This is a genomic window from Pseudomonas sp. WS 5411, assembly GCF_012985595.1.
Taxonomy (GTDB): domain Bacteria; phylum Pseudomonadota; class Gammaproteobacteria; order Pseudomonadales; family Pseudomonadaceae; genus Aquipseudomonas; species Aquipseudomonas shahriarae.
The window spans coordinates 1-18,570 of record NZ_JAARMC010000026.1 but is presented as its reverse complement, the minus strand read 5'-3'; the positions used below and the strand labels follow the sequence as shown (position 1 = coordinate 18,570).

Genomic DNA, 18,570 nt, shown 5'->3' with positions numbered 1-18,570 from the left:
TCACCTGGCAATTGACTGCCAAACAACACAAAAATAAAAAAGATCCGAGGTGTTGCATGTCCGAGTTAGCCGAGCCGCAGATTCCTGCCGCACCCGCCATGGTGCGGCTGCCCCTTTTGCAACTGATCCTGGTAGGCCTGCAACATGTACTGCTGATGTACGGCGGCGCAGTGGCCGTGCCGCTGATCATCGGACAAGCCGCGGGCTTGAGTCGTGAAGAAATCGCCTTTTTGATCAACGCCGACCTGCTGGTGGCGGGGATCGCGACCATGGTCCAATCCTTCGGGATCGGCCCGCTGGGCATCCGTATGCCGGTGATGATGGGCGCCAGTTTCGCCGCTGTCGGCAGCATGGTCGCCATGGCGGGCATGCCGGGCATCGGCCTGCAAGGGATCTTCGGCGCAACCATCGCCGCCGGGTTCTTTGGCATGCTCATCGCGCCATTCATGTCCAAGGTGGTGCGCTTCTTCCCACCGCTGGTGACCGGCACGGTGATCACGGCCATCGGTCTTTCGTTGTTTCCAGTGGCGGTGAACTGGGCTGGCGGTGGTGCTACCGCCGTGCAGTTCGGCTCGCCGATCTACCTGGCCATCGCAGGCCTGGTGCTGGCCACCATTCTGTTGATCAACCGTTTCATGCGTGGCTTCTGGGTCAATATCTCGGTACTGATCGGCATGGCCATGGGCTACGCCTTGTGCGGACTGCTCGGCATGGTCGACCTCGGCGGCCTGGAGCAGGCGCCGTGGGTGCAAGTGGTCACGCCCTTGCACTTCGGCATGCCCACATTCGAATTGGCACCGATCCTGTCGATGTGCCTGGTGGTGGTGATTATCTTCGTCGAATCCACCGGCATGTTCCTCGCGCTGGGCAAGATCACCGGCCAGGAAGTCACCCCGAAAATGCTGCGACGCGGCCTGCTGTGCGATGCCGGCGCGTCGTTCTTTGCCGGGTTCTTCAATACCTTCACCCATTCTTCTTTCGCCCAGAACATCGGCCTGGTGCAGATGACCGGGGTGCGTTGCCGCTCGGTGACGATCATGGCCGGGGCCTTTTTGATTGTCCTCAGCCTGCTGCCCAAGGCGGCGTTTTTGGTGGCTTCGATTCCTCCTGCGGTGCTGGGCGGCGCGGCCATCGCGATGTTCGGCATGGTGGCCGCAACCGGGATCAAGATCCTCCAGGAAGCCGACATTGCCGACCGGCGCAACCAGTTGCTGGTGGCGGTCAGCATCGGCATGGGCCTGATCCCGGTGGTACGCCCGGAGTTCTTTGCCCAGTTACCGTTGTGGATGAGCCCGATTACCCATAGCGGCATTGCCATGGCCACGCTTAGCGCGTTGTCGCTGAACGTGCTGTTCAACATCCTGGGCGGCTCAGAACGCCCCGCAGTTGCCCATACGCATTGATTCCTTCGTTACAACAAAAATAACAACGAACAGGGAACATCCACATGCACACCCTAGACCTGGGGCCGACCACACGCCGTGCCCCATTCTCGCCCCCCGCGCTCTTTTACAGCGCACTTGAGCACAGGCTCTGGAGCCAGTATTCTCCGCGCCCGCTCGAATCGACTCAAAAAAAAACAGCGAATGTAAAAGCTGACTTAAAGGCCAACTTATCCCGGCCTTATGTTGGCTGCCAAAGTGCGCAAAAGTCCTCTGTATCCGACTGCATCCCATGTAGCCGGCGGGGATTTTTTGGCTTTTCAAACACTTTGGCGCAGCTCTTGCTAAAAGCATTAAAGCTGACCGAACAGACGATTTTTGCAGCGAACCAAAAGGCGCCACACCAGAGCGCCTGCGTAGAAGAAAAACCACAAAACTTTAGCTCGGGAGCAACCGAATGAAACGTACCGTGAACAGCCTGATGTTGGCCGGATCCCTGCTGGCCGGGGGCCAGGCAATGGCGGGTGACTTGCTGCAGTGGCAGAACAACAGCCTGACTTACCTGTGGGGCAAGAACTTCAAGGTCAACCCAGAGATCCAGCAAACCGTCACCTTTGAACACGCCGATGCGTGGAAGTACGGCGACAACTTCTTCTTCCTCGACCGTATCTTTTACAACGGCAAGGAAGACGGCAACGTCGGCCCCAATACTTACTACGGCGAGTTCAGCCCACGGCTGTCGTTTGGCAAGATCCTGGATAAGGACTTGTCCTTCGGCCCAATCAAAGATGTATTGCTGGCGTTCACTTACGAGTTCGGCGAAGGCGACAACGAGTCCTACCTGGTAGGCCCGGCATTCGACCTGAACATCCCCGGCTTCGACTACTTCCAGTTGAACTTCTACCAGCGCCAGACCGAAGGCAATCGCCCGGGTGATGGTGTCTGGCAGATCACGCCGGTATGGTCTTACACCATTCCCGTGGGCAACTCCGACGTGCTGATCGACGGCTTCATGGACTGGGTGGTGGATAACGACAAGAACGCCCGTGGTACTTACCACGCCAACTTGCACTTCAACCCGCAGGTCAAGTATGACCTGGGCAAAGCCATGAACTGGGGCGCCAAGCAGTTGTATGTCGGTTTTGAATACGACTACTGGAAGAACAAGTACGGGATCCAGGACAGCGGCGCGTTCGAGACCAACCAGGACACGGCCAGCCTGTTGGTCAAGTACCACTTCTAAGGCCTCCCCTGTGGGAGCGGGCTTGCCCGCGATAGCGGAGTGTCAGCCAGCCCAAGTATTGGCTGATTCACCGCCATCGCGGGCAAGCCCGCTCCCACACAAGCCCGCGCCCCGATTCAGTTCGGGGTCAGGCCCAGGAACCGCTGCAACTCCTCGCGCTTGGCCAATGCATCGCGCCGCCCCAACTCGATCAACTCGCTGCAATACCCTGCCTCGAACAACAGATAGCTGAGCACCCCTGCCCCGCTGGTCTTGGTCGCCCCTGGCCCACGCAAGAACAACCGCAATGCCGCCGGCAGTTCCTGGCGATGGCGGGCCGCTATTTCGTCGATCGGCTGGCTGGGCGCAATCACCAACACATCGACCGGTGAAAGCCCCCGCGCGGCGCTGTTGGCCGGTTGCAGATGGCTGAACTGGTTAAGACGCTCCAGCAACTCGATGTCACTCTCGAGGCTGTCAATAAAGGTGCTGTTGAGCATATGCCCACCAATCTGCGCCAGGGTGGGCTGCTGGCCGGTGTAGCTGCGCTCCTGCGGCGCCGAAGGTTCAGGGGAACGCGGGTTGCCACTGACCCCCACCACCAGCACCCGGGTGGCCCCCAGGTGCAGCGCAGGACTGATGGGCGCTGATTGCCGGACGGCACCATCGCCAAAATATTCCTGGTCCAGTTTGACTGGCGCAAACAGCAGTGGGATCGCCGAACTGGCCAGCAGGTGCTCCACCGTCAACTGCGTGGGCAGGCCGATGCGCCGGTGGCGCAGCCAGGCATCGATGGTGCCGCCGCCCTGATAGAACGTCACCGCCTGGCCCGACTCATAGCCGAACGCCGTCACCGCTACGGCATGCAGGTGCTTGTGGCGGATCGCCTCATTGATACCTTCAAAATGCAGCTTGTCTTGCAGCAACTCCCGCAACGGCGAGCTGTCGAGCAGCGCCACTGGCACCGGCGAGCCCAGGCCCAGCAGGCTGCGGGAGAGGAAACGGCTGGCCTGGTGAATCACCCCCGGCCAGTCGCTGCGCAGCACCAGATGGCTGCGAAAGCCCTGCCAGAATGCGGTGAGGCGCGCGATGGCGGCAGTAAAGTCCATGGCGCCACTGGCCAGGCTCACCGCGTTGATCGCCCCGGCCGAGGTGCCGACAATCACCGGGAAGGGATTGGCGGCCCCCGGAGGCAGCAACTCGGCAATCGCCGCCAGCACCCCGACCTGATACGCCGCACGCGCCCCGCCGCCGGAAAGAATCAAGCCTGTGACCGGTTCAGTGGGGCGCATTGCATAACTCCATGGGCGAGGGACAATCCGTTTGTTCAGCGGCGCTTTTCGTACAACTTCGGTTCGCCCGGTGGCCGGCTCTTGAAGCGGCGATGGGCCCACAGGTATTGCTCGGGGCACTCGCGCACCGCAGTTTCCACCCATTGGTTGATGCGCTGGCAATCGACTTCGTCGGATTCACCGGGGAAGTCGCGCAACGGCGGATGAATCACCATGCGGTAGCCGCTGCCATCGGCCAGGCGCTGCTGGGTAAAGGGCACCACCAACGCCTTGCCCAGGCGCGCAAACTTGCTGGTAGCGGTGACAGTGGCGGCCTGGATGCCGAACAACGGCACGAAAATGCTTTGCTTGGCGCCATAGTCCTGGTCCGGCGCGTACCAGATCGCCCGGCCGGCGCGCAGCAGCTTGAGCATGCCGCGCACGTCTTCACGCTCTACCGCCAGGGAGTCGAGGTTGTGGCGCTCGCGGCCACGGCGCTGGATAAAATCGAACAACGGGTTGCCGTGCTCGCGGTACATGCCGTCGATGGTGTGCTTCTGGCCGAGCAAAGCCGCGCCGATCTCCAGGGTGGTGAAATGCAGGGCCATGAGGATCACGCCCTTGCCTTCCAGTTGTGCCTGCTTGAGGTGCTCCAGCCCTTCAACATGGGCCAGGCGCGCCAGACGCTGTTTGGACCACCACCAGCTCATGGCCATCTCGAAAAAGGCGATGCCGGTGGAGGCAAAGTTTTCCTTGAGCAAATGTTTACGCTCTTGCGCGGACATCTGCGGGAAGCACAGTTCCAGGTTTCGCGCGGCAATGCGTCGACGTTCGCCGGCCACCCGGTACATAAACGCACCCAGTACACGACCAATGCCCAGCAGCGCCCGGTATGGCAGTTGGGTAATCAGCCACAACAGGCCGAGCCCCAGCCATAGCAGCCAGAAGCGCGGGTGAAAAAATACAGCTCGAAAACGCGGGCGATCCATTACAGATTCCGGTAAAGACAGGGCCGCGCATTCTACAACGGTTCGACCCGGCTTGCGGCTAGCGGTTGTTCTCGTTATAAGTCTCGACACTTTTCGTGACAAGCCGCTTTGCCGACCATGAGCCAAACTGAATCGCTAGACCAAGATCCCGTATTCCAGCTCAAGGGCAGCATGCTCGCCATTACTGTGCTGGAACTGGCCCGTAACGACCTTGACGCCCTGGACCGCCAGCTCGCCGCCAAGGTCGCCCTGGCGCCGAATTTCTTCAACAATGCGCCGCTGGTGCTGGCCCTGGATAAATTGCCGGCCGGCCAGGGCGCGGTTGACCTGCCTGGGCTGATGCGCGTTTGCCGCCAACATGGCCTGCGCACCCTGGCCATCCGTGCCAACCGCATTGAAGACATCGCGGCGGCAATCGCTATTGAATTGCCAGTATTGCCACCGTCCGGTGCCCGCGAGCGTGTGCTCGACCCGGTAGAAGCTGAAGTGAAGAAAAAACCGGAAAAACCGGCAGAGCCGACGGTCAAGCCTACAAGGATCATCACCTCTCCCGTACGCGGTGGGCAGCAGATTTACGCCCAGGGCGGCGACCTGGTGGTGGTCGCTCCGGTCAGTCCCGGCGCGGAACTTCTCGCCGATGGCAACATCCATGTATACGGCCCAATGCGCGGTCGGGCACTGGCTGGGGTCAAGGGCGATACCAAGGCACGGATTTTCTGCCAGCAATTGAGCGCTGAGCTGGTGTCGATCGCCGGCCAGTACAAGGTTTCGGAAGATTTGCGCCGTGATCCGCTGTGGGGGGCCGGGGTACAAGTCAGCCTGTCGGGCGATGTGTTGAACATCATCCGTCTTTAACGGATACTGCCGCATTTTCCAAGCATCTCTGGACTCTGATAGCACAGCGAAACCGGCAAGACTTGTGTAGGAATAATTGAAAGCTGGCGTTTCCCTTACGGGAGGCACATCTTTTTCCTACGAAGGCTGTCCGCCTGCAGCGAGTTTCAAGAGATGTTTTTCAGGGACTGAGAGGTCCTTTTTCCTTAGGGGTGAAACACCTTGGCCAAGATTCTCGTGGTTACATCCGGCAAGGGTGGTGTGGGTAAGACCACCACCAGCGCCGCTATCGGTACCGGTCTCGCTCTGCGCGGCCACAAGACAGTCATCGTCGACTTCGACGTCGGTTTGCGTAACCTCGACCTGATCATGGGCTGCGAACGCCGCGTGGTGTATGACTTCGTCAACGTGGTCAACGGCGAAGCCAACCTGCAACAGGCCCTGATCAAGGACAAGCGCCTTGAGAACCTGTATGTACTGGCCGCCAGCCAGACCCGCGACAAAGACGCGCTGACCAAAGAAGGCGTGGAAAAAGTCCTGATGGAACTCAAGGAAACCTTTGAGTACGTGGTCTGCGACTCCCCGGCTGGTATCGAGACCGGTGCTCACCTGGCGATGTATTTCGCCGATGAAGCCATCGTCGTGACCAACCCGGAAGTATCCTCGGTACGTGACTCGGACCGTATGCTGGGCCTGCTGGCCAGCAAATCCCGGCGCGCTGAGAAGGGCGAAGACCCGATCAAGGAACACCTGCTGCTGACCCGCTACAACCCTGACCGTGTCAGCAAGGGCGAAATGCTCGGCGTTGAAGACGTCAAGGAAATCCTGGCCGTGGCTCTGCTGGGTGTGATCCCGGAATCCCAGGCGGTGCTGAAAGCATCCAACCAGGGCGTACCGGTCATCCTCGACGACCAGAGCGACGCCGGCCAGGCGTACAGCGATGCCGTTGACCGCCTGTTAGGAAAAACCGTGGAACACCGCTTCCTCGATGTCGCGAAGAAGGGATTCTTCGAGCGCCTGTTTGGAGGCAACTAAACAATGAAATTTCTCGACTTCTTTCGCGCCAACAAAAAGCCAAGCACCGCATCGGTAGCGAAAGAGCGTCTACAGATCATCGTGGCGCACGAACGCGGCCAACGCAGCACGCCGGACTACCTGCCAGCCTTGCAGAAGGAACTGGTCGAGGTGATCCGCAAGTACGTCAATATCGGCAACGATGACGTGCATGTCGCCCTGGAAAACGACGGCAGCTGCTCGATTCTGGAACTCAATATCACCCTGCCTGATCGTTGATCGAACAGGCGGTCGCCACGGCGGCTCCGTCACCTTGATCCCCTTTGGGGAACCGGGTGGCCGAGCCGCCGTTGGCGTTTGTTACGAGGCTGTTTAATGCCGTTGTCCAATATCCATATCCTTCACCAGGATGACGCTGTCCTGGTGGTGAACAAGCCTACCCTGCTGCTGTCGGTGCCAGGTCGCGCCGACGACAACAAGGACTGCCTGATCACCCGCCTGCAGGAAAACGGTTACCCAGAGGCGCGTATCGTTCATCGCCTGGACTGGGAAACGTCGGGAATCATCCTGCTGGCCAGGGATGCCGACACCCACCGCGAACTGTCCCGCCAGTTTCACGACCGCGAAACAGAAAAGGCCTACACCGCCTTGTGCTGGGGCCAGCCGGAACTGGACAGCGGCAGCATCGACCTGCCGCTGCGCTATGACCCGCCGACCAAGCCGCGGCATGTGGTGGACCATGAGTTCGGCAAACATGCGCTGACCTTCTGGAAAGTCCTGGAGCGTTGCGGGGATTGGTGCCGGGTCGAGCTGACGCCGATTACCGGGCGTTCGCACCAACTGCGGGTACACATGCTGTCCATCGGGCACCCGCTGCTCGGTGATGGCCTGTATGCCCATGAACAGGCCCTGGCCGCCTGGCCGCGCCTGTGCCTGCACGCGAGCATGTTGAGCTTTACCCACCCGCAAAGCGGCGAGCGCCTGCGCTTCGAGTGCCCTGCGCCTTTTTGAAGTGGTAACCCGATCCTCTGTGGGAGCTGGCGTGCCTGCTCCCACAGAGGTCTTGTGTTGCACTTAAGAAAGTAGCTTCAAGCCAAATCCTGAGCCAATACGGTAAACTCCGCGCATTGCTGTCTGGAGCTACTTATGCGCGAAGCGTTGAATCAAGGCCTGATCGACTTCCTCAAGGCCTCTCCCACTCCCTTTCATGCCACTGCGGCCCTCGCCCAGCGCCTGGAAGCTGCCGGTTTCCAGCGCCTCGACGAGCGCGAAACGTGGACCACCGAGGCCAACGGTCGCTACTACGTGACCCGCAACGACTCCTCGATCATCGCCTTCAAGATGGGCCGCCAGTCGCCCCTGCACGACGGCATCCGCCTGGTCGGCGCCCATACCGACAGCCCGTGCCTGCGGGTCAAGCCGCAACCTGAACTGCAACGCCAGGGCTTCTGGCAGTTGGGTGTGGAAGTCTATGGCGGTGCGCTGCTGGCACCGTGGTTCGACCGCGATCTTTCCCTCGCCGGCCGCGTGACGTTCCGGCGTGACGGCAAGGTCGAAAGCCAGTTGATCGACTTCAAACTGCCGATTGCCATCATCCCCAACCTGGCCATCCACCTGAACCGTGAAGCCAACCAGGGCTGGGCGATCAATGCCCAGACCGAGCTGCCGCCGATCCTCGCGCAGTTTGCCGGTGACGAGCGCGTGGATTTCCGCGCCGTGCTCACCGACCAACTGGCCCGCGAACATGGGCTGAACGCTGATGTGGTGCTCGACTACGAGTTGAGCTTCTACGACACCCAGGGCGCAGCGGTGATTGGCCTGCATGGCGACTTTATCGCCGGTGCCCGCCTGGACAACCTGCTGTCGTGCTATGCCGGCCTGCAAGCCCTGCTCACCAGCGAGACCGACGAAACCTGCGTACTGGTGTGTACCGACCACGAAGAAGTCGGCTCCTGCTCGGCCTGCGGTGCCGACGGCCCGATGCTGGAACAGACCCTGCGTCGCCTGCTGCCTGAAGGTGATGAGTTCGTACGGGCGATTCAGAAGTCGCTGTTGGTGTCTGCCGACAATGCCCACGGCATCCACCCCAACTATGCCGACAAGCATGACGCCAACCATGGCCCGAAACTCAATGCCGGCCCGGTAATCAAGGTCAACAGCAACCAGCGCTACGCCACCAACAGCGAAACCGCCGGGTTCTTCCGCCACCTGTGCATGGCTGAAGAAGTGCCGGTGCAGAGCTTCGTGGTGCGCAGTGACATGGGCTGTGGCTCGACCATCGGCCCGATCACCGCCAGCCACCTGGGCGTGCGCACCGTGGATATCGGCTTGCCGACATTCGCCATGCACTCGATCCGCGAGTTGTGCGGCAGCCACGATTTGGCGCACCTGGTAAAGGTGCTGAGTGCGTTCTACGCAAGTCGCGACCTGCCCTGAAAGGGGCGGCGCTTGCCCTCATGCCGATCAGTTCTCAAAGCAGCGAAGATCAAATGTGAGAGCGGGCTTGCTCGCGAAGACGTCCGCCCAGCAAACATTGATGTTGACTGACCCACCACTTTCGCGAGCAAGCCCGCCCCCACAGGGGATCTGCGCTTAACTGAACGGCATTAGGGCTTGCCCGCGATGGCGATTCCCAGCGCACTGCGGCGCTATCTGACACACATCAAGGCACCCCGCGCCAATCCCGCCTAGACTGACACTCATCCCTCAACGACAAGGCCGTCCCCACCATGATCCCGATGTCCGCCTTCCACGCCATGCTCATCCCCATCCTCACGGGCATGATCCTGCTGGCCGTTGGCTTCAACTTCCGCGACAAAAACCTCGGTGTATTTGGCATGTGGATCGGCATGCTGCTGATCCTCGCCACCATCGTCTATCGGATCCTGGCGAAACTGGCCGAATAATAAATGCACTCGCATTGGGCATAGCGCCCTCGTACACTCGGGCGATCCATCGTATTCAAGGTTGACCGCCTCGTGCTTGCCCGTCTGTTTGCTCTGCCACACTGCCTGCTCCTTTGCCTGCTGATCCTGTTGCCCATCGCCCCTGCCCAGGCGGTCGGCCTGCCCGGTATCCTGGGCAACACCACCAAAGCCCAGCCACAGGCCGACGTGCCGCTGGGGCAGTCTTTGGACGAGGTGATCAAGACCCTGGAAAACGACCAGCAGCGCACCAAGCTGCTGGCCGACCTGAAAAAGCTGCGCGAAGCCACGAAAAAAGCCCAGCCGGCTGCCGAGCAAGGGGTGCTGAGCCTGATCGGCGGCACCCTGGCCAGCCTGGAGCAACAGCTGTCCGGCGCCGACAGCCCACTCAATCGCTGGTCCGTCGAATTCGCCCAGGCCAGGACCGAGCTGGGCGCGCTGATGCTGCCCGCCAGCGAATGGCTGCCGATTATCTTTGGCTTTGCCGTGGTGTTGATGCTCTGGAGCCTGCTCGCGGCCGCGCTGATCTGGCTCAGCCATCGGGTGCGCCTGCGCTTTGGCCTCAGTGAAGAATTGCCGCAACACCCCAAGACCTGGGACATGCTGCGCTTTGCCCTGCGCAAGCTCGGCCCCTGGCTGATTGCCCTGGTGATCACCGTCTACCTCAGCTACGCCCTGCCCTCCTCCCTGGGCAAATCTCTGGCGATGGTGCTGGCGTACGCGCTGGTGGTCGGCACGTGTTTTTCGGCGATCTGCGTCATCGCCTTTTCCGTGCTTGACGGCCCGCACCGTCACCGGGCGCTGTATATCCTGCGCCACCAGGCGTTTCGCCCACTGTGGCTGATCGGCAGCTTCGCCGCTTTCGGCGAGGCCTTGAGCGATCCGCGCCTGACCGAAGCCCTGGGTACCCACCTGGCCCACAGCGCCGCGACCGTCGCCAATGTCCTGGCGGCACTGTCCACCGGCGTGTTTATCCTGCGTTTCCGCCGGCCCATCGCCCACCTGATCCGCAACCAGCCACTGTCCCGGCGCCTGACCCGCCGCGCATTGAGCGATACGATCGAGATCATCGGCACCTTCTGGTACTTGCCTGCGCTGCTGCTGGTGGGCATTTCGCTGTTTGCCACCTTCGTGTCGGCCGGCGACACCAGCACCGCCTTGCGCCAATCATTGCTGTGCACGGTGTTGCTCGTGCTGTGCATGGTGATCAACGGCCTGGTGCGCCGCCACGCCCTCAAGCCCCAGCGCGGGCACAAGCGCCATGCGCTGTATTCCGAGCGCCTGAAAAGCTTTGTCTACACCCTGGCCCATCTGATGGTGTGGCTGGTATTTATCGAACTCGGCCTGCGGGTCTGGGGCTGGTCGCTGATCCGCTTTACCGAAGGCGACGGACATGAAATCAGCGTCAAGCTGTTCGGCCTTGCCGGTACCCTGCTGTTTGCCTGGCTGATCTGGATCCTCAGCGACACCGCGATCCACCACGCCCTTACCCGCTCGCGCAAAGGCCTGGCCAATGCGCGGGCGCAGACCATGATGCCGTTGATCCGCAACGTGCTGTTCGTGACCATCTTCATCATCGCCGCCATTGTCGCCCTGGCGAACATGGGCATGAACGTCACGCCCCTGCTGGCCGGTGCCGGTGTGATCGGCCTGGCCATCGGTTTTGGTGCGCAGTCACTGGTGGCGGACTTGATCACCGGCCTGTTCATCATCATCGAAGACTCCCTGGCCATTGATGACTATGTGGATGTCGGCGGCCACCTTGGCACCGTCGAGGGCCTGACCATCCGTACCGTGCGCCTGCGCGATATCGACGGCATCGTCCACACCATCCCGTTCAGCGAGATCAAGAGCATCAAGAACTACTCGCGGGAATTCGGCTACGCGATTTTCCGCGTAGCGGTGCCAGCCAGCATGGACATCGACACCGCGATCAAGCTGATGCGCGACGTCGGCCAGAAAATGCGCGCCGACCCGCTGCAACGCCGCAATATCTGGTCGCCCCTGGAGTTCCAGGGCGTGGAAAGCTTCGAGTCCGGCAACGCCATCCTGCGTGCGCGCTTCAAGACCGCGCCGATCAAGCAGTGGGAAGTGTCGCGGGCGTTCAACCTGTCGCTCAAGCGCCACCTCGATGAAGCCGGGATGGACCTGGCGATGCCGCGCTTGAGCGTGCAAGTGGTGACGGCGGCGAGTGGGCCGCAGGAAGCTCAGGTCACATCCACCCCGACATGAATCGCATCATGGCGCCAGAACTCCAGATCGCAGTCGATCAGGCGCTGATGCTGATCGTAATTGACCCGGGCGATCCGCAGCCCGGGGCTGCCCGCCGAGACTTTCAAGGCGGCTGCCGCTTCTACCTGTAGAGAAGTCGGCACAATCTCAAAGCGCACGCGACCGTAGTGCAGGTCGTACTTGCGGGCGTACAACTCAGTCATCGACTCGTTCAGGTCACACGCCAGGATCCCCGGAAAATACTGGGGGTTGAGGTAGTGCTCCACATACAGCACCAGCCGCCCATCAATACGCCGCCGCCGGCAGATCTGGATCACGCTGGACAGTGCCGGCAGTTGCAGCCACGCGCAGACCGCGGCCGAAGCCGGTTGCAGGCGTGCCGAGATGACTTCGGTAGAAGGCACTCGCCCCTGGGCGCTGACCATGGCGTGGAAGTGGCTGCGCTGCATCAGGTTGTAGGCCAACCGGGGCGGCGAGACAAACCAGCCACGGCGCTCCTCGCGGTAGATCTGGCCCTGGGCCTCCAGTTGCAGCAAGGCCTCGCGCACCGTAATGCGGGTGGTACTAAACAACTCACTGAGTTTGCGCTCGGCGGGCAGTTTGCTCGTCGGGCTCAACAAACCGTGGCTGATCTGCTCTTGCAGCGCCAGGCCAATGGCTGTCACCGCTTTGGTTGCCTCATCACGCATCAACGTTACCTATCTGGACTAGGCCAGCACTGTTTGGGTGCGCCAAATGCCCCTGGAATGAGCGGCGGCTGTTGCATGCCAGCCTAGGCATCACACATGACCGACAGATGACAGCGCCTCGTGACACTGCCCCACACGCCCTGCAATACATCGGCCAAGTCCAAGAATTACGGGGGCCTGGCCTTGGTCTACGCTTACCCGGCAAGTACCTGCCCAGGCGCTTTAAAAACGACACCGACATAAAACTGTCATCCATCGCGCCTAAATTGGCTCGTGTATTGCTGACCTAGACCAAACCCACCGCGCCATCAAAAAATCGCAGCGTTGAAAACGCCCAAAGGAGCTTCGGATGAAACAGCTTTTCCTGGCATCACTGTTAGGCTCGACCATTGCCATGTGCACCGCCGCCATGGCCGCTGACACCGATTTGAAAACCCTGGAAGCTGCCGCCAAGGCAGAAGGCGCTGTGAACAGCGTCGGCATGCCCGATAACTGGGCCAACTGGAAAGGCACCTGGGAAGACCTGGCGGCCAAGTACGGCCTCAAGCACATGGACACCGATATGAGCTCGGCCCAGGAAATCGCCAAGTTCGCCGCAGAAAAAGACAATGCCAGCGCCGATATCGGCGACGTGGGCGCAGCCTTCGGACCGATTGCGGTCAAGCAGGGCGTGACCCAACCCTACAAGCCAAGCACCTGGGAACAGATCCCGGATTGGGCCAAGGACAAGGACGGCAACTGGGCCCTGGCCTACACCGGCACCATTGCGTTTATCGTCAACAAAAAGCTGTTGCACGGCTCCGAAGTGCCGACCAAGTGGTCTGACCTGAAAACCGGCAAATACAAGGTTTCGATTGGTGACGTGAGCACCGCCGCCCAGGCCGCCAACGGTGTACTGGCCGCCGCCCTGGCCACCGGTGGTGACGAGAAAAACATCCAGCCGGCGCTGCTGATGTTTGCCGAAATCGCCAAGCAGGGCCGTATCTCCCTGGCCAACCCGACCATCGCCACCATGGAAAAGGGCGAAGTGGAAGTGGGCGTGGTCTGGGACTTCAACGGCCTGAGCTACAAGGCCAAGATGGCCAACCCGGATGACTACGTGGTGCTGATCCCCTCGGATGGCTCGGTGATTTCCGGCTACACCACCATCATCAACAAATACGCCAAGCACCCCAACGCGGCCAAGCTGACCCGCGAATACATCTTCAGTGATGCCGGGCAAATCAACCTGGCCAAGGGCAATGCGCGGCCGATCCGTGCCGAACACCTGACCCTGCCACCTGAAGTGAAAGCCAAGCTGCTGCCTGACGAGCAATACAAAGGCGTGACTCCGATCAAGGACGCCGATGCCTGGGAGAAGACCTCCAAGGCGCTGCCGCAGAAGTGGCAGGAAGAAGTCATCATCAACATGCAATAAGCCCTGGGTGGGAGCTGGCTTGCCGGCGATAGCGGTATGACATTCAGCACGTGTATCGGCTGATGCACCGTTATCGCAGGCAAGCCAGCTCCCACAGTTGATCCGTTTCCGGAAGATCCACCGAATCAAGCCCAATTTGTCGCGGAGCCCCTGCCCCTATGAAGCACAACGTCATCCTTGTGGTGCTCGACGGCCTCAATTACGAGGTTGCCCGGCATGCCATGGGGCATCTCCAGGCCTACGTCGGCGCCGGGCGCGCAGCGCTGTACAAGCTGGAATGCGAATTGCCCGCCCTCTCACGCCCGCTCTACGAATGCATCCTGACCGGCGTAACGCCGATCGACAGTGGCATTGTCCACAACAACGTTTCGCGCCTGTCCAACCAGCGCAGCATTTTCCATTACGCCACCGACGCCGGCTTGACCACTGCGGCGGCGGCCTACCATTGGGTCAGCGAGCTGTATAACCGCTCGCCGTTTATCGCCGCCCGCGACCGGCATACCGACGACCTGGCGCTGGCAATCCAGCACGGGCACTTCTACTGGAGCGATCATTACCCCGACGCTCACCTGTTTGCCGATGCCGAAAGCCTGCGCCTCAAGCACGCGCCGAACTTTTTGCTGGTACACCCGATGAACATCGACGACGCCGGCCACAGGCACGGCCTCGACACCGCGCAATACCGTAACAGCGCCCGCTCGGCGGACATCATCCTCGCCGACTACCTGCAAGGCTGGCTCGACACCGGCTACCAGGTGCTGGTCACCGCCGACCACGGCATGAACAACGACCGCTCCCACAACGGCCTGCTGCCGGAAGAGCGTGAAGTGCCGCTGTTTGTGTTCGGTGATGCCTTCAGCCTCGAGCCCGAGGCCCAACCCAGGCAAACCGATATCTGCGGCACCGTCTGCGCCCTGCTTGGCGTTGCCCACGACAAACCTGTCTGCCAGGAGCTGTTGAAGTGAGTTCAGTGATCCGTGGTAAGTGGCTGGCCGCCTTGTGCCTGGTGCCTTTCGCCCTGTTTTTTATCGTGTTCCAGATAGCGCCGCTGTTCTGGGTGATGGTCAACAGCCTGCAATCGGAAGAGTTCGGCTGGGGCCTGGCCAACTTCAGCAAGATCTTCAGCTCGAAGTTCTACTTGCAGGCGATCCAGTACAGCCTGGAGCTGAGTTTCTACTCCAGCGTCTTCGGCATCATCATTGCCGTGCTCGGCAGTTACTCGTTGCGCAAGGTGGATTCGCCGCTGCGCAACTTCGTCACTGCCTTCGCCAACATGACCAGCAACTTCTCCGGCGTGCCCCTGGCCTTTGCCTTCATCATCCTGCTGGGGTTCAACGGCAGCATCACCATCATGCTCAAGCAGGCCGGGATCATTCAGGACTTCAACCTGTACTCCAAGACCGGCCTGATCATCCTGTACACCTATTTCCAGATCCCCCTGGGCGTGTTGCTGCTGTACCCGGCCTTCGATGCCCTGCGTGAAGACTGGCGCGAGTCCGCAGCACTCCTGGGCGCCAATGGCTGGCAGTACTGGCGGCATATCGGCCTGCCGGTGCTGACGCCGGCGTTGCTGGGCACCTTCGTGATCCTGGTGGCCAATGCCCTGGGCGCCTATGCCACGGTCTATGCGTTGACCACCGGCAACTTCAACGTGCTGCCGATCCGCATTGCGGCGATGGTCTCCGGCGATATTTCCCTGGACCCGAACATGGCCAGCGCCCTGGCCGTCATCCTGGTGGCGCTGATGACCGTGGTCACCGTGGTCCATCAACTGTTGCTCAAGAGGAGCTACCATGTCTCGCGCTGAAGCCAGCCCCGTCGCCCTCTATCATCGCGTGGTGGTGTACCTGCTGTTCGCGATCCTGGTGCTGCCGCTGATTGGCACCCTGGTGTACTCCCTTGCCAGCAGTTGGTCGGCCACCATCCTGCCCGCCGGTTTTACCTTTGAATGGTATGTACAGCTGTGGAGCGACCCGCGCTTTTTGCATGCCTTTGGCCAATCGCTGCTGGTGTGTGTCGGCGCACTGATCCTGTCGGTGGTGCTGATCCTGCCGCTGCTGTTCGTGGTGCACTACCACTTCCCCAGGCTCGACGCGCTGATGAATATCCTGATCCTGCTGCCTTTCGCGGTGCCGCCGGTGGTGTCCTCGGTGGGCCTGTTACAGCTGTATGGCTCGGGGCCGCTGGCGATGGTCGGCACACCGTGGATCCTGATTGGCTGCTACTTCACCGTGGCACTGCCGTTCATGTACCGCGCGATCACCAACAACCTGCAGGCGATCAACCTGCGTGACCTGATGGACGCCGCCCAACTGCTCGGCGCCAGCACCTGGCAGGCGGCGATCCTGGTGGTGCTGCCGAACCTGCGCAAGGGCTTGATGGTGGCGTTGCTGCTGTCGTTCTCGTTCCTGTTCGGCGAGTTTGTGTTCGCCAACATCCTTGTCGGTACGCGCTACGAGACCTTGCAGGTGTACCTCAACAACATGCGTAACAGCAGCGGCCACTTCACCAGCGCCGTGGTCATCTCCTATTTCCTTTTCGTGCTGCTGCTCACCTGGGCCGCCAACTTCTTGAACAAGGACAAAAGCCAATGAGCTTCGTCAGCGTCCAGCACCTGCAAAAAAGCTACGCCGCCACCCCGGTGTTCAGTGATATCAACTGCCAGATCGCCAAGGGCGAATTCGTCACCCTGCTTGGCCCGTCCGGTTGCGGCAAGTCCACGCTGCTGCGCTGCATCGCCGGGCTGACGCCGGTGGACAGTGGGCAGATCCTCCTGGACGGCCAGGATATCGTGCCGCTGAGCCCGCAGAAGCGCCATATCGGCATGGTGTTCCAGAGCTACGCGCTGTTCCCCAACATGACCGTGGAACAGAACGTCGCCTTCGGCCTGCGTATGCAGAAGGTCAACGCCGATGACAGCCACCAGCGGGTGCAGGAAGTGCTGCAACTGGTCGAGCTCAAGGACCTGGCCGGGCGCTATCCGCACCAGATGTCCGGCGGCCAATGCCAGCGCGTCGCCCTCGCCCGCTCCCTGGTCACCCGCCCGCGCCTGCTGCTGCTCGATGAGCCGCTGTCGGCACTGGATGCGCGGATTCGCAAACACCTGCGCGAGCAGATCCGCCAGATCCAGCGTGAACTGGGGCTGACCACGATTTTTGTGACCCATGACCAGGAAGAAGCCCTGGTCATGTCCGACCGCATCTTCCTGATGAACCAGGGCAAGATCGTGCAGAGCGGCGACGCTGAAACCCTGTACACCGCCCCCGTGGACGCCTTCGCCGCCGGTTTTATCGGCAACTACAACCTGCTGGACGCCGAGCAGGCCAGCAAGCTATTGCAGCGTCCGGTCAGCAGCCGTATTGCGATCCGTCCCGAGTCCATCGAACTGAACCGCAACGGTGAGCTGGACGCTCTGGTGCGCAGCCACAGCCTGCTGGGTAATGTGATTCGCTATCGCGTCGAAGCCCGGGGCGTTGAATTGGTGGTGGACGTACTCAACCGCTCGGCCCAGGATCTGCACCCAGACGGGCAACGCCTGGCACTTTCCATCGATCCCAGCGCACTGTGTGAGGTAGCCTGAGGATGCAGTGTTTATTGAGGAAGCATGACTGATGGCTTTGGTAATTTTTGATCTGGACGACACCCTGATCCACGGCGACTGCGCCACCTTGTGGAGCGAACAAATGGGCCGCCTGGGCTGGGTGGACCCCGATTCGTTCATGCGCAAGAACAACGAACTGATGGCCGCCTACAGCCGCGGCGAGCTGGCCATGGAAGAGTTCATGGACTTCAGCCTGGAACCGATGATCGGGCGCACCCCGGAAGAAGTCGCGCACCTGGTCGAGCCGTGGGTGGAAGATATTATCGAGCCGCTGATCTACAGCGACGCCACCAAGACCATCGCCCGCCACCGGCAGAACGGGGACCGGATCCTGGTGATCTCGGCCTCGGGCACGCACCTGGTCACGCCGATTGCCGCACGCATTGGCATTGATGAAGTACTGGGGATTGAACTGGACGTGGCCCACGGGGTGTACAGCGGCAAGACCGTGGGTGTACTGACGTACCGTGAAGGCAAGGTCGCCCGCTTGACGCAATGGCTGGAGCAGGAAGGTGAAAGCCTGGAGGGTGCGTATTTCTATTCGGATTCGCGCAATGACTTGCCGCTGTTGAGCAAGGTCGATTTCCCGCAGGTGGTGAACCCGGACCCGGTGCTGCAGGCCCACGCCGAACAGGCCGGATGGCCGATCCACCAGTGGACCTGAAGGCCCATTTTGGGCATTGAAACCCAATCAAATATGGGAGCTGGCTTGTCGGGTCGCCGCATCACCGCGATGGCTGCGGCAAGAACACCTGGGGTGTCAGGTATTCATTTGTCATCGTTAACGACCATCGCAGGCAAGCCAGCTCCCACAGGAGTCCGCGTACGCCTCGACGATCAGGTCGGCTGTCAGGCCGCCTCGCTTTGCTTTTGATCTTAGGCGCCCCGTTAAACCACGCTGGCCGTCATCCGATATTGATTTGGGGGGTAACCCGGCAGGACGCCGGGTTAGCCGCGCTGGGCCATGAATGGCCCAGCGCGGCGGCCCCCCAAAT

At 61.1% G+C, this 18,570-nt stretch carries 19 protein-coding genes; 16 read left to right on the top strand and 3 right to left on the bottom strand.

Annotated elements, in window-relative coordinates:
- The first annotated feature begins 56 nt into the window (after positions 1 to 56).
- The 3 genes from HBR93_RS23580 to HBR93_RS23570 are packed head-to-tail and all read left to right on the top strand — an operon-like array spanning position 57 to position 2,625.
- Entirely contained in the window at positions 57 to 1,403 is a 1,347-nt protein-coding gene (locus tag HBR93_RS23580) for a nucleobase:cation symporter-2 family protein (RefSeq protein WP_169961202.1), read from the top strand.
- 44 nt (positions 1,404 to 1,447) lie between these two features.
- On the top strand, positions 1,448 to 1,843 hold the full coding sequence (locus HBR93_RS23575) for a hypothetical protein (RefSeq protein ID WP_169961201.1): 396 nt from the start codon (positions 1,448 to 1,450) through the stop codon (positions 1,841 to 1,843).
- Positions 1,840 to 2,625 (top strand): outer membrane protein OmpK, encoded by a 786-nt coding sequence (locus tag HBR93_RS23570; RefSeq protein ID WP_057440698.1) that lies wholly within the window; start codon positions 1,840 to 1,842, stop codon positions 2,623 to 2,625. Before HBR93_RS23575 ends, HBR93_RS23570 begins: the two co-directional genes overlap by 4 nt.
- Positions 2,626 to 2,741: 116 nt before the next feature.
- Here the strand turns inward: HBR93_RS23570 and HBR93_RS23565 are convergent, their stop codons facing one another.
- Positions 2,742 to 3,896 carry a patatin-like phospholipase family protein gene (locus HBR93_RS23565; protein ID WP_057440695.1) on the bottom strand — a complete coding sequence of 385 codons (1,155 nt, stop codon included), beginning with the start codon at positions 3,894 to 3,896 and terminating at the stop codon, positions 2,742 to 2,744.
- A 35-nt stretch (positions 3,897 to 3,931) separates the two neighbouring features.
- Positions 3,932 to 4,864, bottom strand: coding sequence for a lipid A biosynthesis lauroyl acyltransferase (locus HBR93_RS23560; RefSeq protein ID WP_169961200.1), 933 nt, complete (start codon positions 4,862 to 4,864; stop codon positions 3,932 to 3,934).
- A gap of 117 nt (positions 4,865 to 4,981) precedes the next feature.
- Between HBR93_RS23560 and minC the strand changes: the two genes are divergently transcribed.
- The 7 genes from minC to HBR93_RS23525 all read left to right on the top strand — a co-directional run bounded on the left by minC (position 4,982) and on the right by HBR93_RS23525 (position 11,868).
- A complete protein-coding gene (gene minC / locus HBR93_RS23555) occupies positions 4,982 to 5,719 on the top strand; it encodes a septum site-determining protein MinC (protein WP_115127724.1) in 738 nt (245 codons plus the stop codon).
- A 201-nt stretch (positions 5,720 to 5,920) separates the two neighbouring features.
- Entirely contained in the window at positions 5,921 to 6,733 is an 813-nt protein-coding gene (gene minD, locus HBR93_RS23550; RefSeq protein WP_057440689.1) for a septum site-determining protein MinD, read from the top strand.
- Between the two features lie 3 nt (positions 6,734 to 6,736).
- Positions 6,737 to 6,991, top strand: a complete 255-nt coding sequence (gene minE / locus HBR93_RS23545; protein ID WP_003175252.1) for a cell division topological specificity factor MinE — start codon at positions 6,737 to 6,739, stop codon at positions 6,989 to 6,991.
- Between the two features lie 96 nt (positions 6,992 to 7,087).
- On the top strand, positions 7,088 to 7,723 hold the full coding sequence (locus tag HBR93_RS23540) for an RluA family pseudouridine synthase (RefSeq protein WP_057440687.1): 636 nt from the start codon (positions 7,088 to 7,090) through the stop codon (positions 7,721 to 7,723).
- 135 nt (positions 7,724 to 7,858) lie between these two features.
- A complete protein-coding gene (locus HBR93_RS23535; protein WP_029300406.1) occupies positions 7,859 to 9,148 on the top strand; it encodes a M18 family aminopeptidase in 1,290 nt (429 codons plus the stop codon).
- A gap of 293 nt (positions 9,149 to 9,441) precedes the next feature.
- Positions 9,442 to 9,618, top strand: a complete 177-nt coding sequence (locus HBR93_RS23530) for a hypothetical protein (protein ID WP_162947716.1) — start codon at positions 9,442 to 9,444, stop codon at positions 9,616 to 9,618.
- Positions 9,619 to 9,690: 72 nt separating this feature from the next.
- Positions 9,691 to 11,868, top strand: a complete 2,178-nt coding sequence (locus HBR93_RS23525; RefSeq protein WP_169961199.1) for a mechanosensitive ion channel domain-containing protein — start codon at positions 9,691 to 9,693, stop codon at positions 11,866 to 11,868.
- Here the strand turns inward: HBR93_RS23525 and HBR93_RS23520 are convergent.
- Entirely contained in the window at positions 11,844 to 12,557 is a 714-nt protein-coding gene (locus tag HBR93_RS23520) for a UTRA domain-containing protein (protein WP_057959032.1), read from the bottom strand. The genes HBR93_RS23525 and HBR93_RS23520 overlap by 25 nt on opposite strands.
- A 349-nt stretch (positions 12,558 to 12,906) precedes the next feature.
- On the opposite strand from HBR93_RS23520, the gene HBR93_RS23515 reads away from it, so the two are divergent.
- The 6 genes from HBR93_RS23515 to HBR93_RS23490 all read left to right on the top strand — a co-directional run bounded on the left by HBR93_RS23515 (position 12,907) and on the right by HBR93_RS23490 (position 18,239).
- Entirely contained in the window at positions 12,907 to 13,974 is a 1,068-nt protein-coding gene (locus HBR93_RS23515; RefSeq protein ID WP_057440683.1) for an ABC transporter substrate-binding protein, read from the top strand.
- A 158-nt stretch (positions 13,975 to 14,132) separates the two neighbouring features.
- Positions 14,133 to 14,939, top strand: a complete 807-nt coding sequence (locus tag HBR93_RS23510) for an alkaline phosphatase family protein (protein ID WP_169961198.1) — start codon at positions 14,133 to 14,135, stop codon at positions 14,937 to 14,939.
- Positions 14,936 to 15,781, top strand: coding sequence for an ABC transporter permease subunit (locus HBR93_RS23505; protein ID WP_057959030.1), 846 nt, complete (start codon positions 14,936 to 14,938; stop codon positions 15,779 to 15,781). Before HBR93_RS23510 ends, HBR93_RS23505 begins: the two co-directional genes overlap by 4 nt.
- Positions 15,768 to 16,568: an ABC transporter permease gene (locus HBR93_RS23500; RefSeq protein WP_057440678.1), complete on the top strand. Its 801-nt coding sequence runs from the start codon at positions 15,768 to 15,770 to the stop codon at positions 16,566 to 16,568. Before HBR93_RS23505 ends, HBR93_RS23500 begins: the two co-directional genes overlap by 14 nt.
- Entirely contained in the window at positions 16,565 to 17,554 is a 990-nt protein-coding gene (locus tag HBR93_RS23495) for an ABC transporter ATP-binding protein (RefSeq protein ID WP_057445233.1), read from the top strand. Before HBR93_RS23500 ends, HBR93_RS23495 begins: the two co-directional genes overlap by 4 nt.
- 31 nt (positions 17,555 to 17,585) lie before the next feature.
- On the top strand, positions 17,586 to 18,239 hold the full coding sequence (locus HBR93_RS23490) for an HAD family hydrolase (protein WP_057440676.1): 654 nt from the start codon (positions 17,586 to 17,588) through the stop codon (positions 18,237 to 18,239).
- Positions 18,240 to 18,570: the final 331 nt, after the last annotated feature.

Coding starts and splice junctions, on each gene's coding strand:
- HBR93_RS23530 (WP_162947716.1), top strand. CDS start 9,442: ATGATCCCGATGTCCGCCTTCCACGCCATGCTCATCCCCATCCTCACG.
- HBR93_RS23575 (WP_169961201.1), top strand. CDS start 1,448: ATGCACACCCTAGACCTGGGGCCGACCACACGCCGTGCCCCATTCTCG.
- HBR93_RS23535 (WP_029300406.1), top strand. CDS start 7,859: ATGCGCGAAGCGTTGAATCAAGGCCTGATCGACTTCCTCAAGGCCTCT.
- HBR93_RS23510 (WP_169961198.1), top strand. CDS start 14,133: ATGAAGCACAACGTCATCCTTGTGGTGCTCGACGGCCTCAATTACGAG.
- HBR93_RS23560 (WP_169961200.1), bottom strand. CDS start 4,864: ATGGATCGCCCGCGTTTTCGAGCTGTATTTTTTCACCCGCGCTTCTGG.
- HBR93_RS23520 (WP_057959032.1), bottom strand. CDS start 12,557: ATGCGTGATGAGGCAACCAAAGCGGTGACAGCCATTGGCCTGGCGCTG.
- minE (WP_003175252.1), top strand. CDS start 6,737: ATGAAATTTCTCGACTTCTTTCGCGCCAACAAAAAGCCAAGCACCGCA.
- HBR93_RS23565 (WP_057440695.1), bottom strand. CDS start 3,896: ATGCGCCCCACTGAACCGGTCACAGGCTTGATTCTTTCCGGCGGCGGG.
- HBR93_RS23540 (WP_057440687.1), top strand. CDS start 7,088: ATGCCGTTGTCCAATATCCATATCCTTCACCAGGATGACGCTGTCCTG.
- HBR93_RS23570 (WP_057440698.1), top strand. CDS start 1,840: ATGAAACGTACCGTGAACAGCCTGATGTTGGCCGGATCCCTGCTGGCC.
- HBR93_RS23515 (WP_057440683.1), top strand. CDS start 12,907: ATGAAACAGCTTTTCCTGGCATCACTGTTAGGCTCGACCATTGCCATG.
- HBR93_RS23495 (WP_057445233.1), top strand. CDS start 16,565: ATGAGCTTCGTCAGCGTCCAGCACCTGCAAAAAAGCTACGCCGCCACC.
- HBR93_RS23500 (WP_057440678.1), top strand. CDS start 15,768: ATGTCTCGCGCTGAAGCCAGCCCCGTCGCCCTCTATCATCGCGTGGTG.
- HBR93_RS23490 (WP_057440676.1), top strand. CDS start 17,586: ATGGCTTTGGTAATTTTTGATCTGGACGACACCCTGATCCACGGCGAC.
- HBR93_RS23580 (WP_169961202.1), top strand. CDS start 57: ATGTCCGAGTTAGCCGAGCCGCAGATTCCTGCCGCACCCGCCATGGTG.
- minC (WP_115127724.1), top strand. CDS start 4,982: ATGAGCCAAACTGAATCGCTAGACCAAGATCCCGTATTCCAGCTCAAG.